The organism is Rhizobium sp. BK176 (assembly GCF_024808055.1).
Genome location: NZ_JANUBV010000050.1, coordinates 1 through 16,884 on the forward strand (window position 1 = coordinate 1; position 16,884 = coordinate 16,884).

General features: G+C 56.8%; 8 protein-coding genes and 2 pseudogenes. 5 read left to right on the top strand and 5 right to left on the bottom strand.

The genetic code is table 11. The annotated features are described in order from the left end of the window. Positions 1 to 779: pseudogene (locus FHT76_RS40575) on the bottom strand (copper oxidase); the annotation flags it as partial. Between the two features lie 612 nt (positions 780 to 1,391). On the opposite strand from FHT76_RS40575, the gene FHT76_RS40580 reads away from it, so the two are divergent. Next, on the top strand, positions 1,392 to 2,033 hold the full coding sequence (locus tag FHT76_RS40580) for a response regulator transcription factor (RefSeq protein WP_183756003.1): 642 nt from the start codon (positions 1,392 to 1,394) through the stop codon (positions 2,031 to 2,033). Positions 2,034 to 2,176: 143 nt separating this feature from the next. On the opposite strand, the gene FHT76_RS40585 is transcribed toward FHT76_RS40580, so the two are convergent. Then, positions 2,177 to 3,568, bottom strand: a complete 1,392-nt coding sequence (locus tag FHT76_RS40585; protein WP_183863923.1) for a sensor histidine kinase — start codon at positions 3,566 to 3,568, stop codon at positions 2,177 to 2,179. A 237-nt stretch (positions 3,569 to 3,805) separates the two neighbouring features. Between FHT76_RS40585 and FHT76_RS40590 the strand changes: the two genes are divergently transcribed. From FHT76_RS40590 to FHT76_RS40600, 3 genes are all read left to right on the top strand, one after another. Next, complete coding sequence (locus tag FHT76_RS40590) at positions 3,806 to 9,835, top strand: peroxidase family protein (RefSeq protein ID WP_259186846.1); 6,030 nt, start codon at positions 3,806 to 3,808, stop codon at positions 9,833 to 9,835. Between the two features lie 94 nt (positions 9,836 to 9,929). Then, positions 9,930 to 11,705, top strand: coding sequence for a type I secretion system permease/ATPase (locus FHT76_RS40595; RefSeq protein WP_259132138.1), 1,776 nt, complete (start codon positions 9,930 to 9,932; stop codon positions 11,703 to 11,705). Next, entirely contained in the window at positions 11,698 to 13,014 is a 1,317-nt protein-coding gene (locus FHT76_RS40600) for an HlyD family type I secretion periplasmic adaptor subunit (protein ID WP_259132140.1), read from the top strand. The genes FHT76_RS40595 and FHT76_RS40600 overlap by 8 nt, the downstream gene beginning before the upstream one ends. A 100-nt stretch (positions 13,015 to 13,114) precedes the next feature. On the opposite strand, the gene FHT76_RS40605 is transcribed toward FHT76_RS40600, so the two are convergent. The 3 genes from FHT76_RS40605 to FHT76_RS40615 all read right to left on the bottom strand — a co-directional run bounded on the left by FHT76_RS40605 (position 13,115) and on the right by FHT76_RS40615 (position 16,280). Further along, the gene (locus tag FHT76_RS40605) at positions 13,115 to 13,987 is read right to left on the bottom strand and encodes an alpha/beta fold hydrolase (RefSeq protein WP_259132142.1); all 873 of its coding nucleotides are present in this window, start codon (positions 13,985 to 13,987) and stop codon (positions 13,115 to 13,117) included. Positions 13,988 to 14,132: 145 nt separating this feature from the next. Then, the gene (locus FHT76_RS40610) at positions 14,133 to 15,617 is read right to left on the bottom strand and encodes an alpha/beta hydrolase (RefSeq protein ID WP_259186847.1); all 1,485 of its coding nucleotides are present in this window, start codon (positions 15,615 to 15,617) and stop codon (positions 14,133 to 14,135) included. Positions 15,618 to 16,001: 384 nt separating this feature from the next. Then, the gene (locus tag FHT76_RS40615) at positions 16,002 to 16,280 is read right to left on the bottom strand and encodes an HU family DNA-binding protein (protein WP_183755998.1); all 279 of its coding nucleotides are present in this window, start codon (positions 16,278 to 16,280) and stop codon (positions 16,002 to 16,004) included. A 120-nt stretch (positions 16,281 to 16,400) separates the two neighbouring features. Between FHT76_RS40615 and FHT76_RS40620 the strand changes: the two are divergent. Then, positions 16,401 to 16,790, top strand: a pseudogene (locus FHT76_RS40620) (HipA domain-containing protein); the annotation flags it as partial. Between the last annotated feature and the right edge of the window lie 94 nt (positions 16,791 to 16,884).

Below are 16,884 nucleotides of genomic sequence, written 5' to 3' on the forward strand. Positions count from 1 at the left end.
GCTCCGTCGCTTTCCGCACCGTTATGAGCGTTATGGAAATGCAACTGGGTTTCATTGCGCCCGAAGCCGTTGTTTGCCTTCCGGTCGGTCGGCAGATCATTGTAGATTCGCGTGATGATCGGCTCGCCGTAGCGCCCCTTGATCAGGAATGGCGGCAGAGTGCAGTTGCCGCTCCGTCCTCCGCCATAGGTCCAGCAGCTATCCGGATGTTGAAGCGGGAAATTGTCGTGGAAATAGCCGCCCGATCCCTGCGCAACTTGACCAAGCCGCATGATGTAGCCGACCTTGGGGAAGAACTCGTCCCATCGCTGGTGGGCGAAGACCTCGCCTGGCGGCCGTCCCTCGATCGGTCCACGATAGGTAACGGGATTGATGAATTCCCTGTTGGACGGATCGGCGGAAAAATCCGTGTGATAGGAAAGCCGCTTGGCCGGCCGCTCACCAAGGCCGGCCGGAAAGGCCGCATGGCCCTCAGCCGTCCGTGTGATCGGCAGTGGTTTGAGATGGTTCAGCCGATGCATCGGCTGAGAAAACTTCTGGATGCCGAACAGTGGCGTCCTTGGCGTGCCGGTCGGAACCGCCGCATAGGCGCTCTTTGCAAACGGGCTTAGCCCATTCTTGCAGGCGAGATAGCCGCTTGCTGTGAAGATGCCCCATTTGAGCAACTCTCGCCGGGTGACTTCTCCCTGGTTGAGAGCCCTGACGATCTCCGCGCGATTTTCTCGTGAAAGTTGTGCTTCTCGCTGCCTGATCCTAGATGCGTTGCTCAAAATATACATTCGACCAGCCCCCAATCAAATGTAATCAACCCTTCAACGTAGAAAGAGTTGAGAAACACTACACTTTAAAACCTAAAACAACAAATTTTTACTACTCGATCACAAATATGTTACAGTAATTATCGGGAAAGATATTCCGGCGATATGTCTATCCGCAAGACAATAATGAGCTATTAATCAATAACGGCCTGCCATGGCACGCCGCGAAATAAGTCATTCACTTGAAGACGGTAAAAGCGTCTGAGCTTCAGGCTCCGAGCATGCCCGATTGTGGCAACTGCTAACGACTGTCTAAGGGCATGCTCAAATGGACATCGCCGCCGATTGAAAGCTGCAACGTACCTTCTTCTATGACGGAACGCGGGCTGGCAGAAGCGATGCCCCCGATGGTTGCATCCCTCCAACTATCCGGATCGCACCAGGATTACTATCGATGGATACTTGATAAATATTCATTGATGTAAATAAACCGGGAAAACACACAATAACAACAACGATATAGTTAAATATTACAGCCAAACCTAACTTTAGATACCACTATCGTCCCGCCTATGCAGAGATGACATTTGAGTGTAGGCTGGATCCATTTACGGTTACTGTAGTGGAGGGGTCATGCTCAACTCTGTTAGAGTGGCGTTCGTTGATGATCATCCCATGTTACTTGAAGGTATCGGCGCGGTCTTCGCGCGGCACGGTCGATACGATGTTGTTGCGAAAGGCAGCGATGCAGATGCGGCGCGTGCCATTGCTGCTCGATATGAACCACATCTGATCTTCGTCGACTTAAGTATGCCTGGGGACGTCTATGGGGCAATCAGCGACATTGCAGCGACTGGAAGAACACAAGTCATTGTCTATACGGCGTGCAATAGCGTCGATCTGGCGGTCAAGTCCCTGGACAGCGGTGCCAGCGCCTTCATCCTTAAGGAGAGCATTTCAAACGAGCTTTTTGGGGCGGTCGACGCCGTCATCAAAGGCGAGGTTTTTATTTCTCCCAGTTTGGCGGGTAAGGTGATTTCCGCACTGAAGGGCCGTCGCAAGGAAGGAGCGGCAGGCACCAAACTAAGCCACCGTGAGGAGCAGGTCGTTGCCCTTCTTTTGAAAGCGCGGTCAAACAAGGAGATCGCTCTTTCCCTGTCGATCAGCGAAAAGACAGTCAAGCATTACATGGCCAACCTGATGACGAAACTCAACGCCCGCAACCGCGTCGAAGTGGCACTTGCGGCGCAACAACACGTTTCGCTCACGAGCTAGTCTAGCGCCGCTCTTACCGGGTTTTTCGGGGGTCGCGAGATGTGGCCTTTAGAACCGGATTGCCCCTGGATTGACCGGCATTTCTGCCGTGGCTAGCTGAGGCTCTGGGGAGCCTCAAACGGATTGGTAGGATATCTGCGTGCTCACAGCTGAGATGATCCAAGCGCTCTGTTTTCCAGATCGAGAGGAAGCATGACGACGAGTTCGGTACCACCGGATGCCGGCGATATGATCGAAAGCTCTCCAGACAACGCCGCAAGCCGGTTCTTGAGGCCGACCAGTCCGAGCTTGGCGTTAGCAGTTGGCTCAGGCATTTGCGTAGTGACGCCTGGCCCGCGATCACTCACGGTGATTAAAAGGCGGCCATTTTCTTCCTTGACAGCGACCGACTGACCGGCTGCCGCAGCGTGTCGATAAGCGTTGTTCAAGCCTTCCTGAATGACCCTGTAGCAACATATCTTCACTGCGGTCGGTACCTCCGTTGGAAGCGTCCCGATGTTTCGCTCCACGGAGGTGCCCGTCAATTGCTCATGGCGGTAAATGGCAGCCTCGACAACTTGCGCCAGTCCTTCTGCCTGGATACCCGGCAACACGAGCCCGCTCGAAATGTTGCGGAGCTCCGAATAGAGATATCTCGCAAGCTGGATGGTATTTGGCGGACTGCCTCCCGGCTTGGCGGTGTCACCGGGCTCGAGGCTCTCCTCGCCATCCCGTCCATATTTAAGCGAGAGCATCAGAATGCTGAGTGTCTGGATTGGCCCGTCATGCAGCTCTGATCCGAGGCGCGCCAGGAAATTCTCGTTGTCTTCGCTTGCGCGCACGCGAGCTCGCTCGGCGGCCTTGCGCAGTTCATCATTTTGCTTGGCGAGATGGGCAGCTTCGGCGTAGCGCCGATTGAGATCATCCCTCTGCCGATCAATTGTCTTGCTTCCCCGAGAAACGATGAGGTTGAGGACCGCGATCATTCCGATCGAGGTCAGTCCAACAAGAAGCCAGGTCCAGTTCCGCATGCTGGTGCGCTCGGCGATCAATGCTGCGGCGCTCTGATAGAATTCGCCTACGGCGATGATGCGATTTGTTCCTGTCTGATAGAGGGGCGCATAAACCTCGATCAATCTGATGTTCTGGTCCTCAGTCACGCCGTCGAGCAATTCATCGAGATCTTCGAACGCGGTTGCCAAACCGCCGCTGGCTGCGATTTTGACCTCATTTTCCGCTTGCTCTCCGACCTTGATGTTATCATTCGAGGAATAGGCGAGCGTCCCGTCCAGGCGCCAGATTTTGAGGAGAATGAAGCGGTTGCTTACATCGTGACCTGCAAAAAGCGTGTGGGCAAAAAGCGTATCGAGGCGTTCTTCGATGTGTTCTGCCAAGGGATCGGCTGATCCGAGCTCCTGGATGTAGGGCTGGAGAAATGCTTGGAGGAAGATTGCGCCGGCCTCGGCCGCGCTTCGTGTGGCACTCGCCTGGTATCGCGAACTCATCCAGTTTCCGAGCATTAGCATCGAGACCCCGACGATCAGCGTTGCAGTCATCAGGAACTGTCGAGACAAATTGCTGGCTGAGTGCTTCCGGCGACCGGAGGCTAGCGACCAAAGTCGCAAGCCAATACGGCCTAATTGCCCTATCCGCCCGTTGGACTTCAGTTCAACCATCGCATGGGTCTTTCTGAGCTAATATTCGAACTGAATATGGATCACACTCCTCCTAATGGAATTTGTCGGGTGCACGCAAAATCATTTGCGCGATCGCGCCAGCAAGGGGAGATGAACATGCCCTCCGTTAAACCGTTTGAAATAACATTAGGCGATATCAACTATCTGCTCGACCAGATGCGCGATGCGATTTTTATTGTCAGATTTGATGCACAAGGCCGACCGATTTATGGGTATCACGACTCTGCTGGCGTCGTCCACGAGCTGGGGTTGTTTGGAACTTTTGACCCGCTGGGCATCGTCGATCCGATAACCGGCCTGTCAATTTACGATGGTGCGCGCGAAGCGAGCGGCTTCCGTATCCCAAGCGGGTTGTTCAACAACCTTGTGGATCTGACCCGCTGGACGTGGGGCGCCACCGACAACCCCTTCCCGCGCCTTACGGTGGCAGACTACAGCCATTATGTGTACCAGGTATTGACCAATCGGGCGCTGGCCGGAGATGCGACACATGATGGCTATCTCACAACACATCCAACAATCAGCGATCCAAATGCGGCTACGACGCTGGCAACGCCGGCAGCGTACGCCGATCCAAACAAGAGCGTGGTCGACTATACACCGCGCATGATCGCGCAGACGATCAGCTCGTCCAATGAGGGTGGCGCCCTTGAAAGGGTCGAGGCAAATGCGCCAGGCACCGTGACCGACGTCATCACCTCCACCTATGCGGACGGTTCAGTTCATACCGAGAACATCGTGCGCAACCTCAATACCCTGCCGGGTGACCCGTCGACGAGCGGCATATTCACCCTGTTCGGACAATTTTTCGATCATGGCCTTGATTTCATCGACAAGGGCGGGCAGGGCGCAAAGATCATTATCCCGCTGGATCCGGGCGACCCCCTTTACAGGGCACCGGGGACAAACAATCCTACGGACCCCGGCAACACGACAATTACCATCTCGCGCGCGACGCCGGATGACTACACGTTGCGGGATATACACGGCCGCCAGGTGTCTATAGCGGGCGCCGACAACATCTGGGGGACCGCTGATGACGTCCAATCACTGGGTGCCGATGGCGTTCTGGGAGGGACGGGACAGGATGCCGATGTTTTTGGGCCGGTTGCCAAGCCTGCCCTGCCGACCTACACCAATCACACATCACCATATATCGACCAAAGCCAGAGCTATGGATCGGATACGCAAATCACACTGTTGCTGCGGGCATGGGTGTTGGACCCCAACAGTGGGCAATACCGCCCGGGCGCGGAGCTTTTCGACGGTCATCAGACGCAGGCATACAACAGTAATGTCTTCAACGATGCCAGTCCCGATGGACTGGGGGTTGGGACGACAACGAGGACCGTACCTACGCTTGCTGAGCTGCGTGCTCATTTGCTAGCAACCGGCCGCGATGATCTGACATGGGATGATATCAATAACTACCGCGCTCGCGATACCAGCGGCCATGTGATCGATACGAATGGCGCCACCCTGGGAGGCTACGTCTTCACGGGCCAGGCCTTGCTACTGGACATGAACCCGAACCTCGCGGCCATCAACTACGGCAATGCGACGATCGTTGCCGGCGGCATAACTGCCGCCAATCTCATGTCCTTCATCGACTTTTCGAACTTTTCGATCCGCAATTCAGTGGGTGGCGTAGCTGTCACCGCCGCGCAGTATGCGGCAGTCAGCGAAGCGTTGATGCAGTCGGTCGGAAACCACTACATCGCAGGCGACGGTCGGGCCAACGAGAATTTCGGCCTCACGGCCCTGCATCATGTCTTCCACGAGAACCACAATGTCCAGCTCGTCAACCTGGAGAACGCAATCCTCGGCCAGACGGATGCAGCCTCGCGCCACAATTTCCAGATCGCCGTCAATGGACCGAATGGTCCTTACACAGACGCAAACGGCAACTATCTTGTTTCACCCGGCGGTCCCATCTCATGGGATCCGGACAAGATGTTCGAAGCCACGAAACTGATCAACGAAATGGAATATCAGCATGTGGCAATCGACCAATATGCACGCCTCGTTACCCCGGACCTGCCCGAGTTCGTGACTTACGACAACGATATCAAGGCCGATATCTCCCTTGAATACGCGCAGGCAGCCTTCCGGTTCGGCCACTCGCAACTGCGCGAGACGATCGACGCCATCGATCCCAATGGTCTGGTCAGCAAGTTTGCCCTGTCGGGCGCCTTCCTGAACCCTGGGCAGTTCGCTGCCGTTGGCGCAACCGACATCGTCCGGGGCATGTCGCAGCAGCTATCGAACGAGGTGGACGAGTTTCTGACGCCTGCGATGCAGCAGTCATTGCTCGGACAACCGCTCGACCTTGCTGCAATCAACATCGCCCGCGGCCGGGACCTCGGAATCCCAACCCTTAACGAGGTGCGCCGGCAGCTTCACGACGCATTGGTCGCGGAACGCGCAGCTGATCCGGCGACGCCGCACCATACCAATCTCATTGTCGATGCGCTAAACCCGTACACAAGCTGGGCTGAATTTGGGTCGCAGATGCAGCACCCGCAGTCGCTGGTGAATTTCATCGCGGCTTACGCGTTTGACGGAGATCTGGCAAAGGCCGAAGCAATCGTCGGCCTGGAGAACGGCACGATCGCCGAAGGTTCGGCTGAAGCACAGGGCTTTTCCGTCAACTATGCGATAGCGTTTCTCAACAATACCGGGGTCAACCCGGGTGACCAACCGCCGATCGGGGCTGACGGCTTCAACAGCATAGACCTCTGGATTGGCGGTCTGGCTGAACTGCACGTCTTTACCGGCCAGCTCGGGACGACGTTCAATGCGATTTTCGAAGATCAGATGGAAAGGCTGATGGATGGCGATCGCTTCTACTACATCTACCGCCTCCAGACAGCCTTGAACATTGATACCGATCTCGGGCACGCCATCGTCACCGAACAATTCAAGGACATTATCGAACGCACGACTGGCGCAATTCACCTGAACGGCGACGTCATGGGATACGCAGACAGCAATATCGAACTCGCCCGTACGATCGTGCCTGGCACGGCACTGCGGGCTGTCAGAGGCGAGCTCATCCTTGACATCAATGGCAATTCGGTCGCCGCCAACATGGGCGACCTGAAATATGATGCGAACCACCAGCTGATTACGCAGGACTACCAAAACGCCCACGCCTATGGCGCGTTGTTGTCAAGTTACGCGGCGACGCCAAACGGGATCGATGTTGTCGGCGGCGCAGCCAATCTGGGCTACGGTATATACTCGGGCTTCGGCAACGGCATCGTCGGCAATGGTGGTCTTATCACCAAATCCAATTCCGACCTCGGCACCACACGTACTTTCATCCGCGATTTCCGTCCGGACATGGGCGAAAACCCCGATGGTACACCAGCCTCGGGATACAATTCTCACGAAGTGATTGCCGGCACCGACAATGACGACTGGATCGACGCAGGCAATGGCGACGATACGGTCTATGGCGACCGGGGGGATGATGTGTTGGACGGAAAAGCCGGCGCAGACCATCTCTACGGCGGCGATGGTCAGGACGTAATCTATGGCGGCGACATCGAGGACTTCCTCGATGGAGGCACTGGCGACGATATTGTTTACGCCGGCACCAGTGCCGGTGCGCTCGATGTCGTCATCGGTGGCGGCGGCAACGACAAGCTCTATGGCGAAGCCGGCATCGACGAGATCTACGGCGGCAGCGGCGACGACTACATCGACGCCGGCGGTGACACCGACCTCGCATTCGGAGATGGTGGCAATGACGAGATGTATGGTGGTGACGGCCCCGACGAACTACGCGGCGGCCTTGGGGATGACATCCTTTCGGGCGGCTCGGGCGCCGACATGTTGCTTGGCGAAGGTGGCGACGACATTATCATGGGTGGTATTGGACAGGCCGCGCAGGTTGGCGATGCCGATGAGGCCCTTGGCGGCGACGGCTTTGACATGGCATCCTACAGCGATGTGAGCATCGTGCTCGATGTCCCGGCAGACCTTCGCAACCAGGGTCTGACCGCAGCCAACGGAGGAACCGCATTCAATCCCTTCAACCAGTTGCTCAGTCAAATCGAAGGCATCGTGGGATCGAGGTTCAACGACAGACTGATCGGGGATGCCGGAGATAACTGGTTGATCGGTGGTGGAGGTGCCGATCGTTTCAATACGACTGTTGCTGACGCGACAGGCAACATCGGCAGCGGCGGCAACGATGTCATCATTGGCGACAGCATCCGTCTCGATACTCTTATCGGCGCCTACAGCGGCTATTCGACCAGTCTGGACGCGCTTGGCAATGCCGTGCATTCCGTTGGAAACGTCCTCACCGCCGGTCTCCTCGGGAACGTTGCGCTTGGGACTCAGATGTTTGCCACGCACTACACGGACTTGCTGAAGACCGAGAAGTTCAAGAACATGGTGCTCGGCTCCGACCCCGCCGCCGCAGGATCGGATACCGTGATCTTTTCAGGCAACAGAGCCGATTACACGGTAACTACAGTTACCTTTACGTCGGCAAACCAGGGTACTGTTCTGGCTTACAAGATACAGGATAACAGGCCCGGATCGCCGGATGGCACAGACCTTCTGGTCGGGATCGACATTGTGCAATTTGCAGATCGGACAATCACCGTCGATCAATTGGCGAACCACATTCCCACGGGAACGCTGTCGTTCAATGCCGGAGACCAAGGGAGCCTGGCCCGCCTTACACCAACGAGTGCGCTTTTTGACGCCGACAACATCACTCTGGCAAATCCGCAAGGCAGCGTCACTATTCCAAATAGCGGCTACAACTGGCAAACAAGCGCTGACGGTGTCGCCTGGACCACGGTGCAGAGCGGCACCGCTAGCGGGCAGCAATCCAGCCAGCATGTTCTCAGTCAGAGCCAGACATCTGGAAAGCTGATCCGGCTCGTGGCATCCTTCGTGGACGCACTCGGAAATCCGGAGTCGGTGCAGTCAAATACATGGAACCTCGTGGTTGGCACCACGTCCAGTAACACCGGGGCTAGCGCGCTGAGCGGCACCGGCAGTCTGCTGATCGGAGATGCCATCTTCGGTCTTGGCGGGAACGATGTGTTGAACGGGCTAGCCGGTGACGATCGTTTGTTTGGCGGCGATGGCAACGACGCTCTTAACGGTGGCGATGGCAACGACTATCTCGATGGCGGAGCAGGCAACGATACACTGACTGGCGGCATCGGTGATGACACCTACGTGATCGCAAGCAATGGAGGATTTTTCGGGGGCACTGACACCATCGTCGAGCAGGCGAACGGCGGAACGGACCTTGTGCTTAGTTCGACGAGCTATACGCTCGGAAACAACCTCGAAAACCTGACCCTGGCCGGCGGCAGCAATATCAACGGTACTGGCAACGGCGGTGCGAACAGTCTCGTCGGCAACTCGGGCAATAACACGCTGGACGGTGGAGCAGGTGCCGATTCACTGACCGGTGGAGCTGGCAATGATACTTACATTGTCGACAACGCAGGTGACACGATCCATGAAAATGCAAACCAGGGGACAGATACGGTGCGCACGTCGTTGCCTACGTTCACCCTGTCCGACAACGTCGAGAATCTCGTTTACACCGGCAATGTATCGTTTACCGGTAACGGCAATGCCCTCAACAACGCCATTACCGGGGGCAACGCCGGCGATACGCTGAATGGCGGTGACGGAAACGATACGCTTACGGGCGGGGGCGGCGACGATACCCTGAACGGCGGAAATGGCAACGACACCCTTGTCGGCGGTTCCGGCAACGATGTCCTCACGGGCGATGCGGGTGCAGACCAGTTTGTCTTCAACACCAACCTGAACAGCGCGGGCGTCGATACGATCACTAATTTTGTCAGCACCGCCGCCAATTCGGCGGAACACGATCGCATCGTCCTGGATAACGCAAACGGCATATTCAGCCAGGTTGGAAACAACGGAAATCTGCTCGCAGCAGCCTTCTGGAGTTCGGCCACGGGTACCGCCCACGATAGTTCCGACAGAATTATCTACAACACCACGAACGGTTGGCTGACATACGACAGCGACGGCACCGCCAACGGAGGAACGGTGCATTTTGCCACCCTCGAAGCAAACCTCACGCTCCAGGCAGCCGACTTCTTGGTCGTCTGAGGCAGGGGGCCGGCCAGCCCTTGGACCCCCTCCGGAATTGGCCGGCCCCACTGAGACAAACGTGCGCTTCGCCGAGCGAGAGATGGAGCTTCACATGCATCAGCCGCTGCGCGCTGCAAATGCAAATCACGCCCTATTCGACCCTAGACTATCCAGCACGCTACCTGCGAGTATTGCGCTCAAGCGCCGCCTGTCAGATCTAAGAGCAGTCGGGCTCTTTTCTGCTGTGATCAGCGTTTTGACGCTGACCGGCTCCTTCTACATGCTTCAGGTCTATGATCGGGTCTTGGTGAGCCGCAGCGTCGAGACGCTGCTGGTTCTGTCTGCAATTGCGCTTGTGGCATTTTTGCTTCAGGGATTGCTGGACTCGTTTCGACTGCGAATGCTGAGCCGGATTGGCGCGCAATTCGATGAAGACCTATCAAGCTTGGCCTTTCGTGCCACCAGCCTCTTGCCGTTGAAGGGCGCAAAGCCGGACGAAGCAATGCAGCCTCTTCGTGATCTCGATCAGGTTCGCGCGTTTCTTGGCAGTCCGGGCCCGACCGCACTTTTCGACCTTCCTTTCATGCCGCTTTTCGTGATCGGCTGTTTTCTATTGCATCCGTGGCTCGGTTGGCTCGCCGTCGGTGGCGGGAGCGTCATTGTCTTCCTCGCGGTTGCAACGGATGTGCAAGTTCGCGCTCCCACGCATGAAGCCACGTTACAGGGAAATCGGAAACATCTCTTTGCGGAATCGGCGCGACGTCACTCGGAGGCAGTCGATGCAATGGGCATGCATGAATCGATGGCCAGCAGGTGGAGAAAGCTGAGCCGCGATTTCCGCGATACCAGTTTGCAGGCAAGTGACGTCCAGGCCAGTCTGGGTGCATTTGCGAAGATATTCCGCACGGTCCTTCAATCGTCAATATTGGCACTGGGAGCCTATCTGGCCGTCCACCAGGAGGTATCCGGCGGCGCCATGATCGCCGCATCGATAATGACGTCTCGTGCGCTGGCACCGATCGAAACGGCAATAGCCCATTGGAAGGGGTTCGTTTCGGCGAGGGCAGCCTATACAAGGCTCAAGAACTCGCTGTCCATTGCAGTCGAAGGTGAGCAGGTTGAGTTGAGGCCACCTCGCCTGAAGCTGACCGTGGATGGGCTTGCCGTTGCCGCGCCAGGTGCCGCAGATCCGGTCTTGCTGAACGCTTCGTTTGAGCTGTGGGCAGGCGATGGCCTCGGTATTATCGGCCCAAGCGGCTCCGGCAAGTCGTCGCTTGCACGCACCCTTGTCGGCGTCTGGTCGCCAATGAAGGGCAATGTGAAGCTTGACGGTGCACTCCTTAACCAATGGAACCGCGACAGCCTTGGTCGCCATGTCGGCTATCTGCCCCAGGATCTCGCCCTTGTTGACAGCACGATCGCGGAAGCGATTTCCCGTTTCCAGGCTGATGGCAACTCGGAAAGGATCATCAAGGCGGCGATGGCTGCGGGTGCCCATGAGCTCATTGTCGGCATGCCGGACGGTTATGAAACGAGGATCGGCGACGGCGGCATGTTTCTGTCCGGTGGTCAGCGTCAAAGGATTGGTTTGGCCCGCGCGCTTTATGGCGATCCGTTCCTTGTCGTTCTCGATGAGCCGAACTCGAATCTTGACGCCTCCGGCGACGCGGCGCTAAGCAATGCGATCAGCGACGTGCGTAGCCGCGGCGGAATCGCGATCGTGATTACTCATCGACCGCTCGGGCTGGCATCCGTCGACAAAGTCGCGTTTGTTCACGAAAAAAGCATCAAGCTCTTCGGACCGAAGGATGATGTGATGGCGGTCCTTTCGAGGCCTTCCGATGCGGCGATCCCCCTGAAAGCCAGTGGGAATTCCACCCATGTATAGCTCGACCTCCTGGTATTCTGACCATTCTCATTCGCTTCGCCGCTACAGGCGGGCAGGCACAATGTTGATTGCCGCCTTCGCGTCCACCTTTGGTATTTGGGCAGCCATTGCACCGCTCTCCAGCGCGGTTGTTGCGTCAGGACATTTCGAGGTCGAAGGCAACATCAAGAAAATCCAACACAAGGCGGGTGGAGTGGTTTCACAGATTCTTGTCCACGAGGGACAGCGAGTAGCGGGAGGACAGGCACTTCTCCGTCTGGATGATACCAATGCGCGGTCCGAACTCCAAATCGTCGAGCATCAGCTCGCGGAGCTTCAGATGAGCGCAGCCAGACTCGGAGCCGAACGCGACGGCGCAGTCAATTTCGAGCTTCCGAGCTATTTCGTCAAATATTCTGACCCCATGTCGGCGCGTATCCTCTTCAATCGAGAGCAGGAACTTCTCGATGCGCGCCTGAAGGCACGGCAGGGTCAGAAGCAGCAGCTAACCGAGCGGGTGACGCAGCTGATGAATCAGATCGATGGTCTTACCCTCCAGGAGAGTGCGAAACGGCACGAACATCAATTGCTCGATACGGAACTTCGCAGCCTTCGCAGCCTCCTCGACAGGCAACTTGTTCTGGTTAGCCAGGTAAAGATCCTTGAGAGGAACATGGCGCAACTCGATGGTGAGATCGGCCAACTTCAAGCGTCCACCGCAGAGATCCGGGCGAAGATTGCCGAAACAAAACTCCAGATGCTGAATCTGGACCAGATTGCTGTTGCCGAGGCGGGCAAGGACCTTGCGGAGACCGAGAGCAAGATCAATGAGCTCAGCGAAAAGCAAATTGAAGCGAAGGATGCCTTGACGCGCGTTAGCGTCCGGTCGCCTTTGGCCGGCGTCGTGCACGAGCTTTCCGTCCACACCGTCGGCGGCGTTGTTGGTGCTGGCGAAGTGCTCATGATGATCGTGCCCGAAATGGCCGAGCTAAACGTCGAACTGAGAATCTCGCCTCAGGAAGTCGATTCGATCCATGTTGGCGACAAGACATATGTCAGGATCAGCGGCCTTAATCGTTCCACTACACCGGATCTCGAGGGAAAGGTGGAAATGATCGGGGCAGATCTGGTCGAGGACACGCCAACGCGGATCTCGTACTACCCCGTCCGTGTTCATTTGCCCCCCGGTGAACTCGATCGACTAACTGGTACACAAGTTGTTCCGGGGATGCCGGTCGAAGCTTTCATCACGACGTCCAAACGAACTTTCCTCGACTATCTATGGGAGCCACTTTCCGATCGGCTGCGGCGTGCTATTCGTGAGCACTAAGGCTGACGAAGACGGTTCCCTGACGTTCGCGCAAACCTTCAAAGTCGAGACCCGCGGGAAATCCTCGTTGAGGGCTGCTGCGATGGCGGGTATGGTCGTGTTATCGCCCGAGGCTGATCCCGCCTCTTGCGGCTGCGGCCGAAGGGGATTGAGCGTCACGCGCGAAATGAGAAAGCTCGCTGTTGAATCTGGCCGGGTTTTCCATAAAGGGCGCGTGGCCCGTCATCGGATACCACGATGCAATGGCTGCAGGGCACATGCTCAGAAGGTGCCGCCCCATCGCCGGGAGGATCACCGTGTCCTGTTCACCTTGGGTCACAAGGACCGGCACATCGATCCTGGCCAGCACGTCGTCAGAATCGATCTGACGGGACAGAAGGGCAGCGCGGACCTTCGCGGGGACGACCATATTCCAGGAAATTGCCATCTCAAATACCTCGGCTGGCAGCTGCGAATAAGTGCACCCGCGAACAAAATTGCGAATTGCTTCTATGTTGGTCGGAAGATCGTCGTCAGTCGCGCCGATGACATGGTCCAGGAAACCGGGACCGATCAAAGTGCCGAAGGCTGATTTGTTCAGCGTGACTGCTGCGCCCACAAAGTTGATGCCCGCAACATGAGCGGTGCCATGAAGGCGGAGATAGTCGCAGATGATGAAGCCGGCGTAGGACCAGCCGACAAGGATCGGACATCCCAGATCAACTTGCTTGATGACAGCGGCGACATCGTCGGCCCAAAGCTGAGGGTCGGTATAATTTCCGTCTCCCAGCGGGGCGTCCGACATGCCGTGGCCGCGCAGGTCCAGAGCGACGAGGCGACAATCGTCGGCAAGCGCGCTTTCATATTGTTTTTTCCAACACAGATGGTTTTGCGACCACCCATGGATGAAAAAGATGGATGGCGCATCTTGGTTTCCCCACTCGCGAACCTGCAGACGTACGCCTCCACCGCCGGTGACATTGTGAATTTTCATTGTCCTACCTCCTCATGAATGTCGAATCAGAGTGAGGCGTGCGCGTGAGAAAGGGCGTTGAAGAAACCGTTGAAACTGTCGGCCTGGTCGTTGAAACCACACCACAGGTCCGCTCTCAATGCTTCGAGAAGACAATGGCAAAGCACTATGCTGTTTCGCAGACGAACTGTCTGAGTTCGCGGACAAACTGCTCAAAGGCGAGTTCGTGTGGGAGGAGAATATGGTTGGCGCTGTCGAGGTCGACAAACCGTGCGCTAGGAATGCCGGTTGCGAACTCCCTTCCGGACCCAAAGGGAACGACAGCGTCATTTCGTGCGTGCAGAACGAGCGTCGGAACTTTTATCTGTGAAAGGAGGTTCGAGACGTCAATTTCGCCGAATGCTTCATGAAGGCGGCCGGCATTGCAAGGCGAGACCGAAATGCGCTGCAGTTCATCAAACCAGTCCATCTGAACCTGGTTCGCGCGCGGAATGAACATGGTTGTGAACAGATGGCGAAAAACCGGGTTGTTCTGGCCCCATCCTTCCCGGATAAGTGCGGTCATTGCCTCATGGGTAGCGATTTCATGGCTGTCGCCTCGCTGCCGCCAGCCTTTGACAAAACCTCCGTAGAGAATGAGGCCCGTCACTCGTTCGGGGTGTCGCAGGGCATAGGCAACGGAGACGGCGCAGCTTTGCGACACCCCCAGAAGTGTAAAACGTTCGAGACCCGCCGCGTCGACAACGGCCTCCAGGTCAGCGATCATCGCCGTGAACGAGATATCCTCGGCAACCCAGTCCGATAGCCCAGTTCCACGTTCGTCATAGCGGATGAGCATCGTTTCTTCCGAAAGAGCGTCAATCCAATGCATCCACACCGGACTTTCCCACTCATACTGGAGATGTGACATCCAATGAGCGGCTCGCACGATCGGTGAGCCATGCCCGCACACTGCGTAAGCGATCGTCGTCTGGTCGGCCGTCTTGCAGAAGCGAATCTCCTGCGGCCTCCTGCTACACGACAACGCAATTGGTCGTGCATCCCGAGGCTCCGACCGCTGGTCGGGCAAATCGACGTCGACAATCTCTGTGGCGAGACGCTTCAAAGCCATGGAATGAACGTGCACGCGCTCGGGGTTATCCCTGAGCCGTCCGATGAGGGTGCGCAGAACGGCCGCGTGCAACCGGAGCGCCTTGTCTCGATGATATTGCCGCCAAGCTTCAAAGCTCGGGCAGTGCGGCAGGGAGAGGCCTTCGAGAAATTCACCCCGAAAAATCGCCACAAGAGATTCCAGGGTTTCGGTATCCATGACGCTAAGGTCGATGCGTCGAAGGGATGCTGTGCCCCTGATGTCCAGGTCAACCCTCTCGAGGCTGAGGGAAACAGAATCGTGGTCTGCATGTAGACGCTCATGACCGTCGGTGTTCACGATGGGTCTGAGTTTGTGAAGGCTCCACCTCAGCGAAGCCCGGGGGTCGTCTGGGACATGCCAGAACATCTTGCATAGATGATCGCGACGCTGGGGCCTTCCGATGACGGCCAAATAGGCGAGAAGCGCGCGTGTCTTCTTCGACTGCGGTAGGGGCAGAGCCTCTCCGTTTTGGCTGACGTTGAGTTCGCCCAGTACCGCAATTGCTAGATCGCCAATCATGATACACCGACGTGACGGTAGCATTCGGACGTTAGCTTAGAACAATGTCATTGGAGGCGAAATCGGCTTTGATGCTCGATTGAGTTTTCGGTGCGGAATTTTTGCGGGCTTCGCTAATCTTGTAGTTAGCTTGGGGGATTAAGGCCTCCAATGATTGAACCGTGCGTTCATGGTACGACCGACGCGTCATGTGCACAGTGCGGTTGTACATCTCCCATCAATGGTCTTTACGAAGATACGATGAAGGCTGGAGCTCCCCAGCCACACCCGCTTTTCCTGCACGACTTGCGCCCGAATGTCTCTGTGGGACGCCGAAGCCACACTTTACGTCGTCCCACTGACTCCTAAAAATGACCCCGCAACCAGGGCGGGGTCGTTCTCACTTTACTTGTTTAGCGCATCCTTCAGCGCCTTCGCAGGCTGAAAGGTCAGCTTCTTGGCCGCTGCAACCTTGATGGTCGCACCCGTGGCTGGATTGCGAGCCTCGCGCTCGGGCGTTGCCTTTACCTTGAACTTGCCAAAACCCGGCAGCGACGTTTCATTCCCGGCGACAGCCGCGCTAGCGATCGAGGCGATCACCGCTTCAACGATTGCCTTACCCTGGACCTTCGTCAGGCCATGCGCCGCAGCGATCTTGTCAGCGATTTCGTTGGTCGTTGTCATTGTTGCTTCCCCATTAATTCGTACGAGCATCCCTGCCATTGGTCGCGGGCGCTGTCACTGATGCGCCGTAGCAAAAGCAAGGTTGAGCGCCAGATTTCCACAGCTTCTGATTAAAATTCCTCGCTGTCGGACGGAAAAGTCCTGCTCGTTAAATGCTTTGGTCGTGGCCTTGGCGGTGAGCGCATACATATCGAGGATTTTGCACAGGTCTTCGGCGTCTATCCGTCTGGAAAATATGAAGGGGCCGCCTATCACGACATCGCAGCCGCCCTAAGCGTTGCCGTCTCGCTTGCCTCTGCATTCGAATTCGTCCGCCAGCTGGCTCTGGCTGCCATAACCGGTAACGGCGACATGCACCTGAAGAATTGGTCATTGATCTATCGCGAGGCTGGCGACAAACCGCAACTTGCGCCTGTTTACGATGCGCACTCGACGGTCCCCTACATCCCTGCGGATGCCATGGCTCTGTCACTGGCCGGCCGGTGGTCCTTCAAGGGGATGAACGTGCAGTGACCTTGCCCCGTTGAAATAATCCATTTTGAAGTAAGCTCTGGCCCATTGAGAGGACCAGGGAATGAAGCGCAGCCGTTTCACAGACGAACAG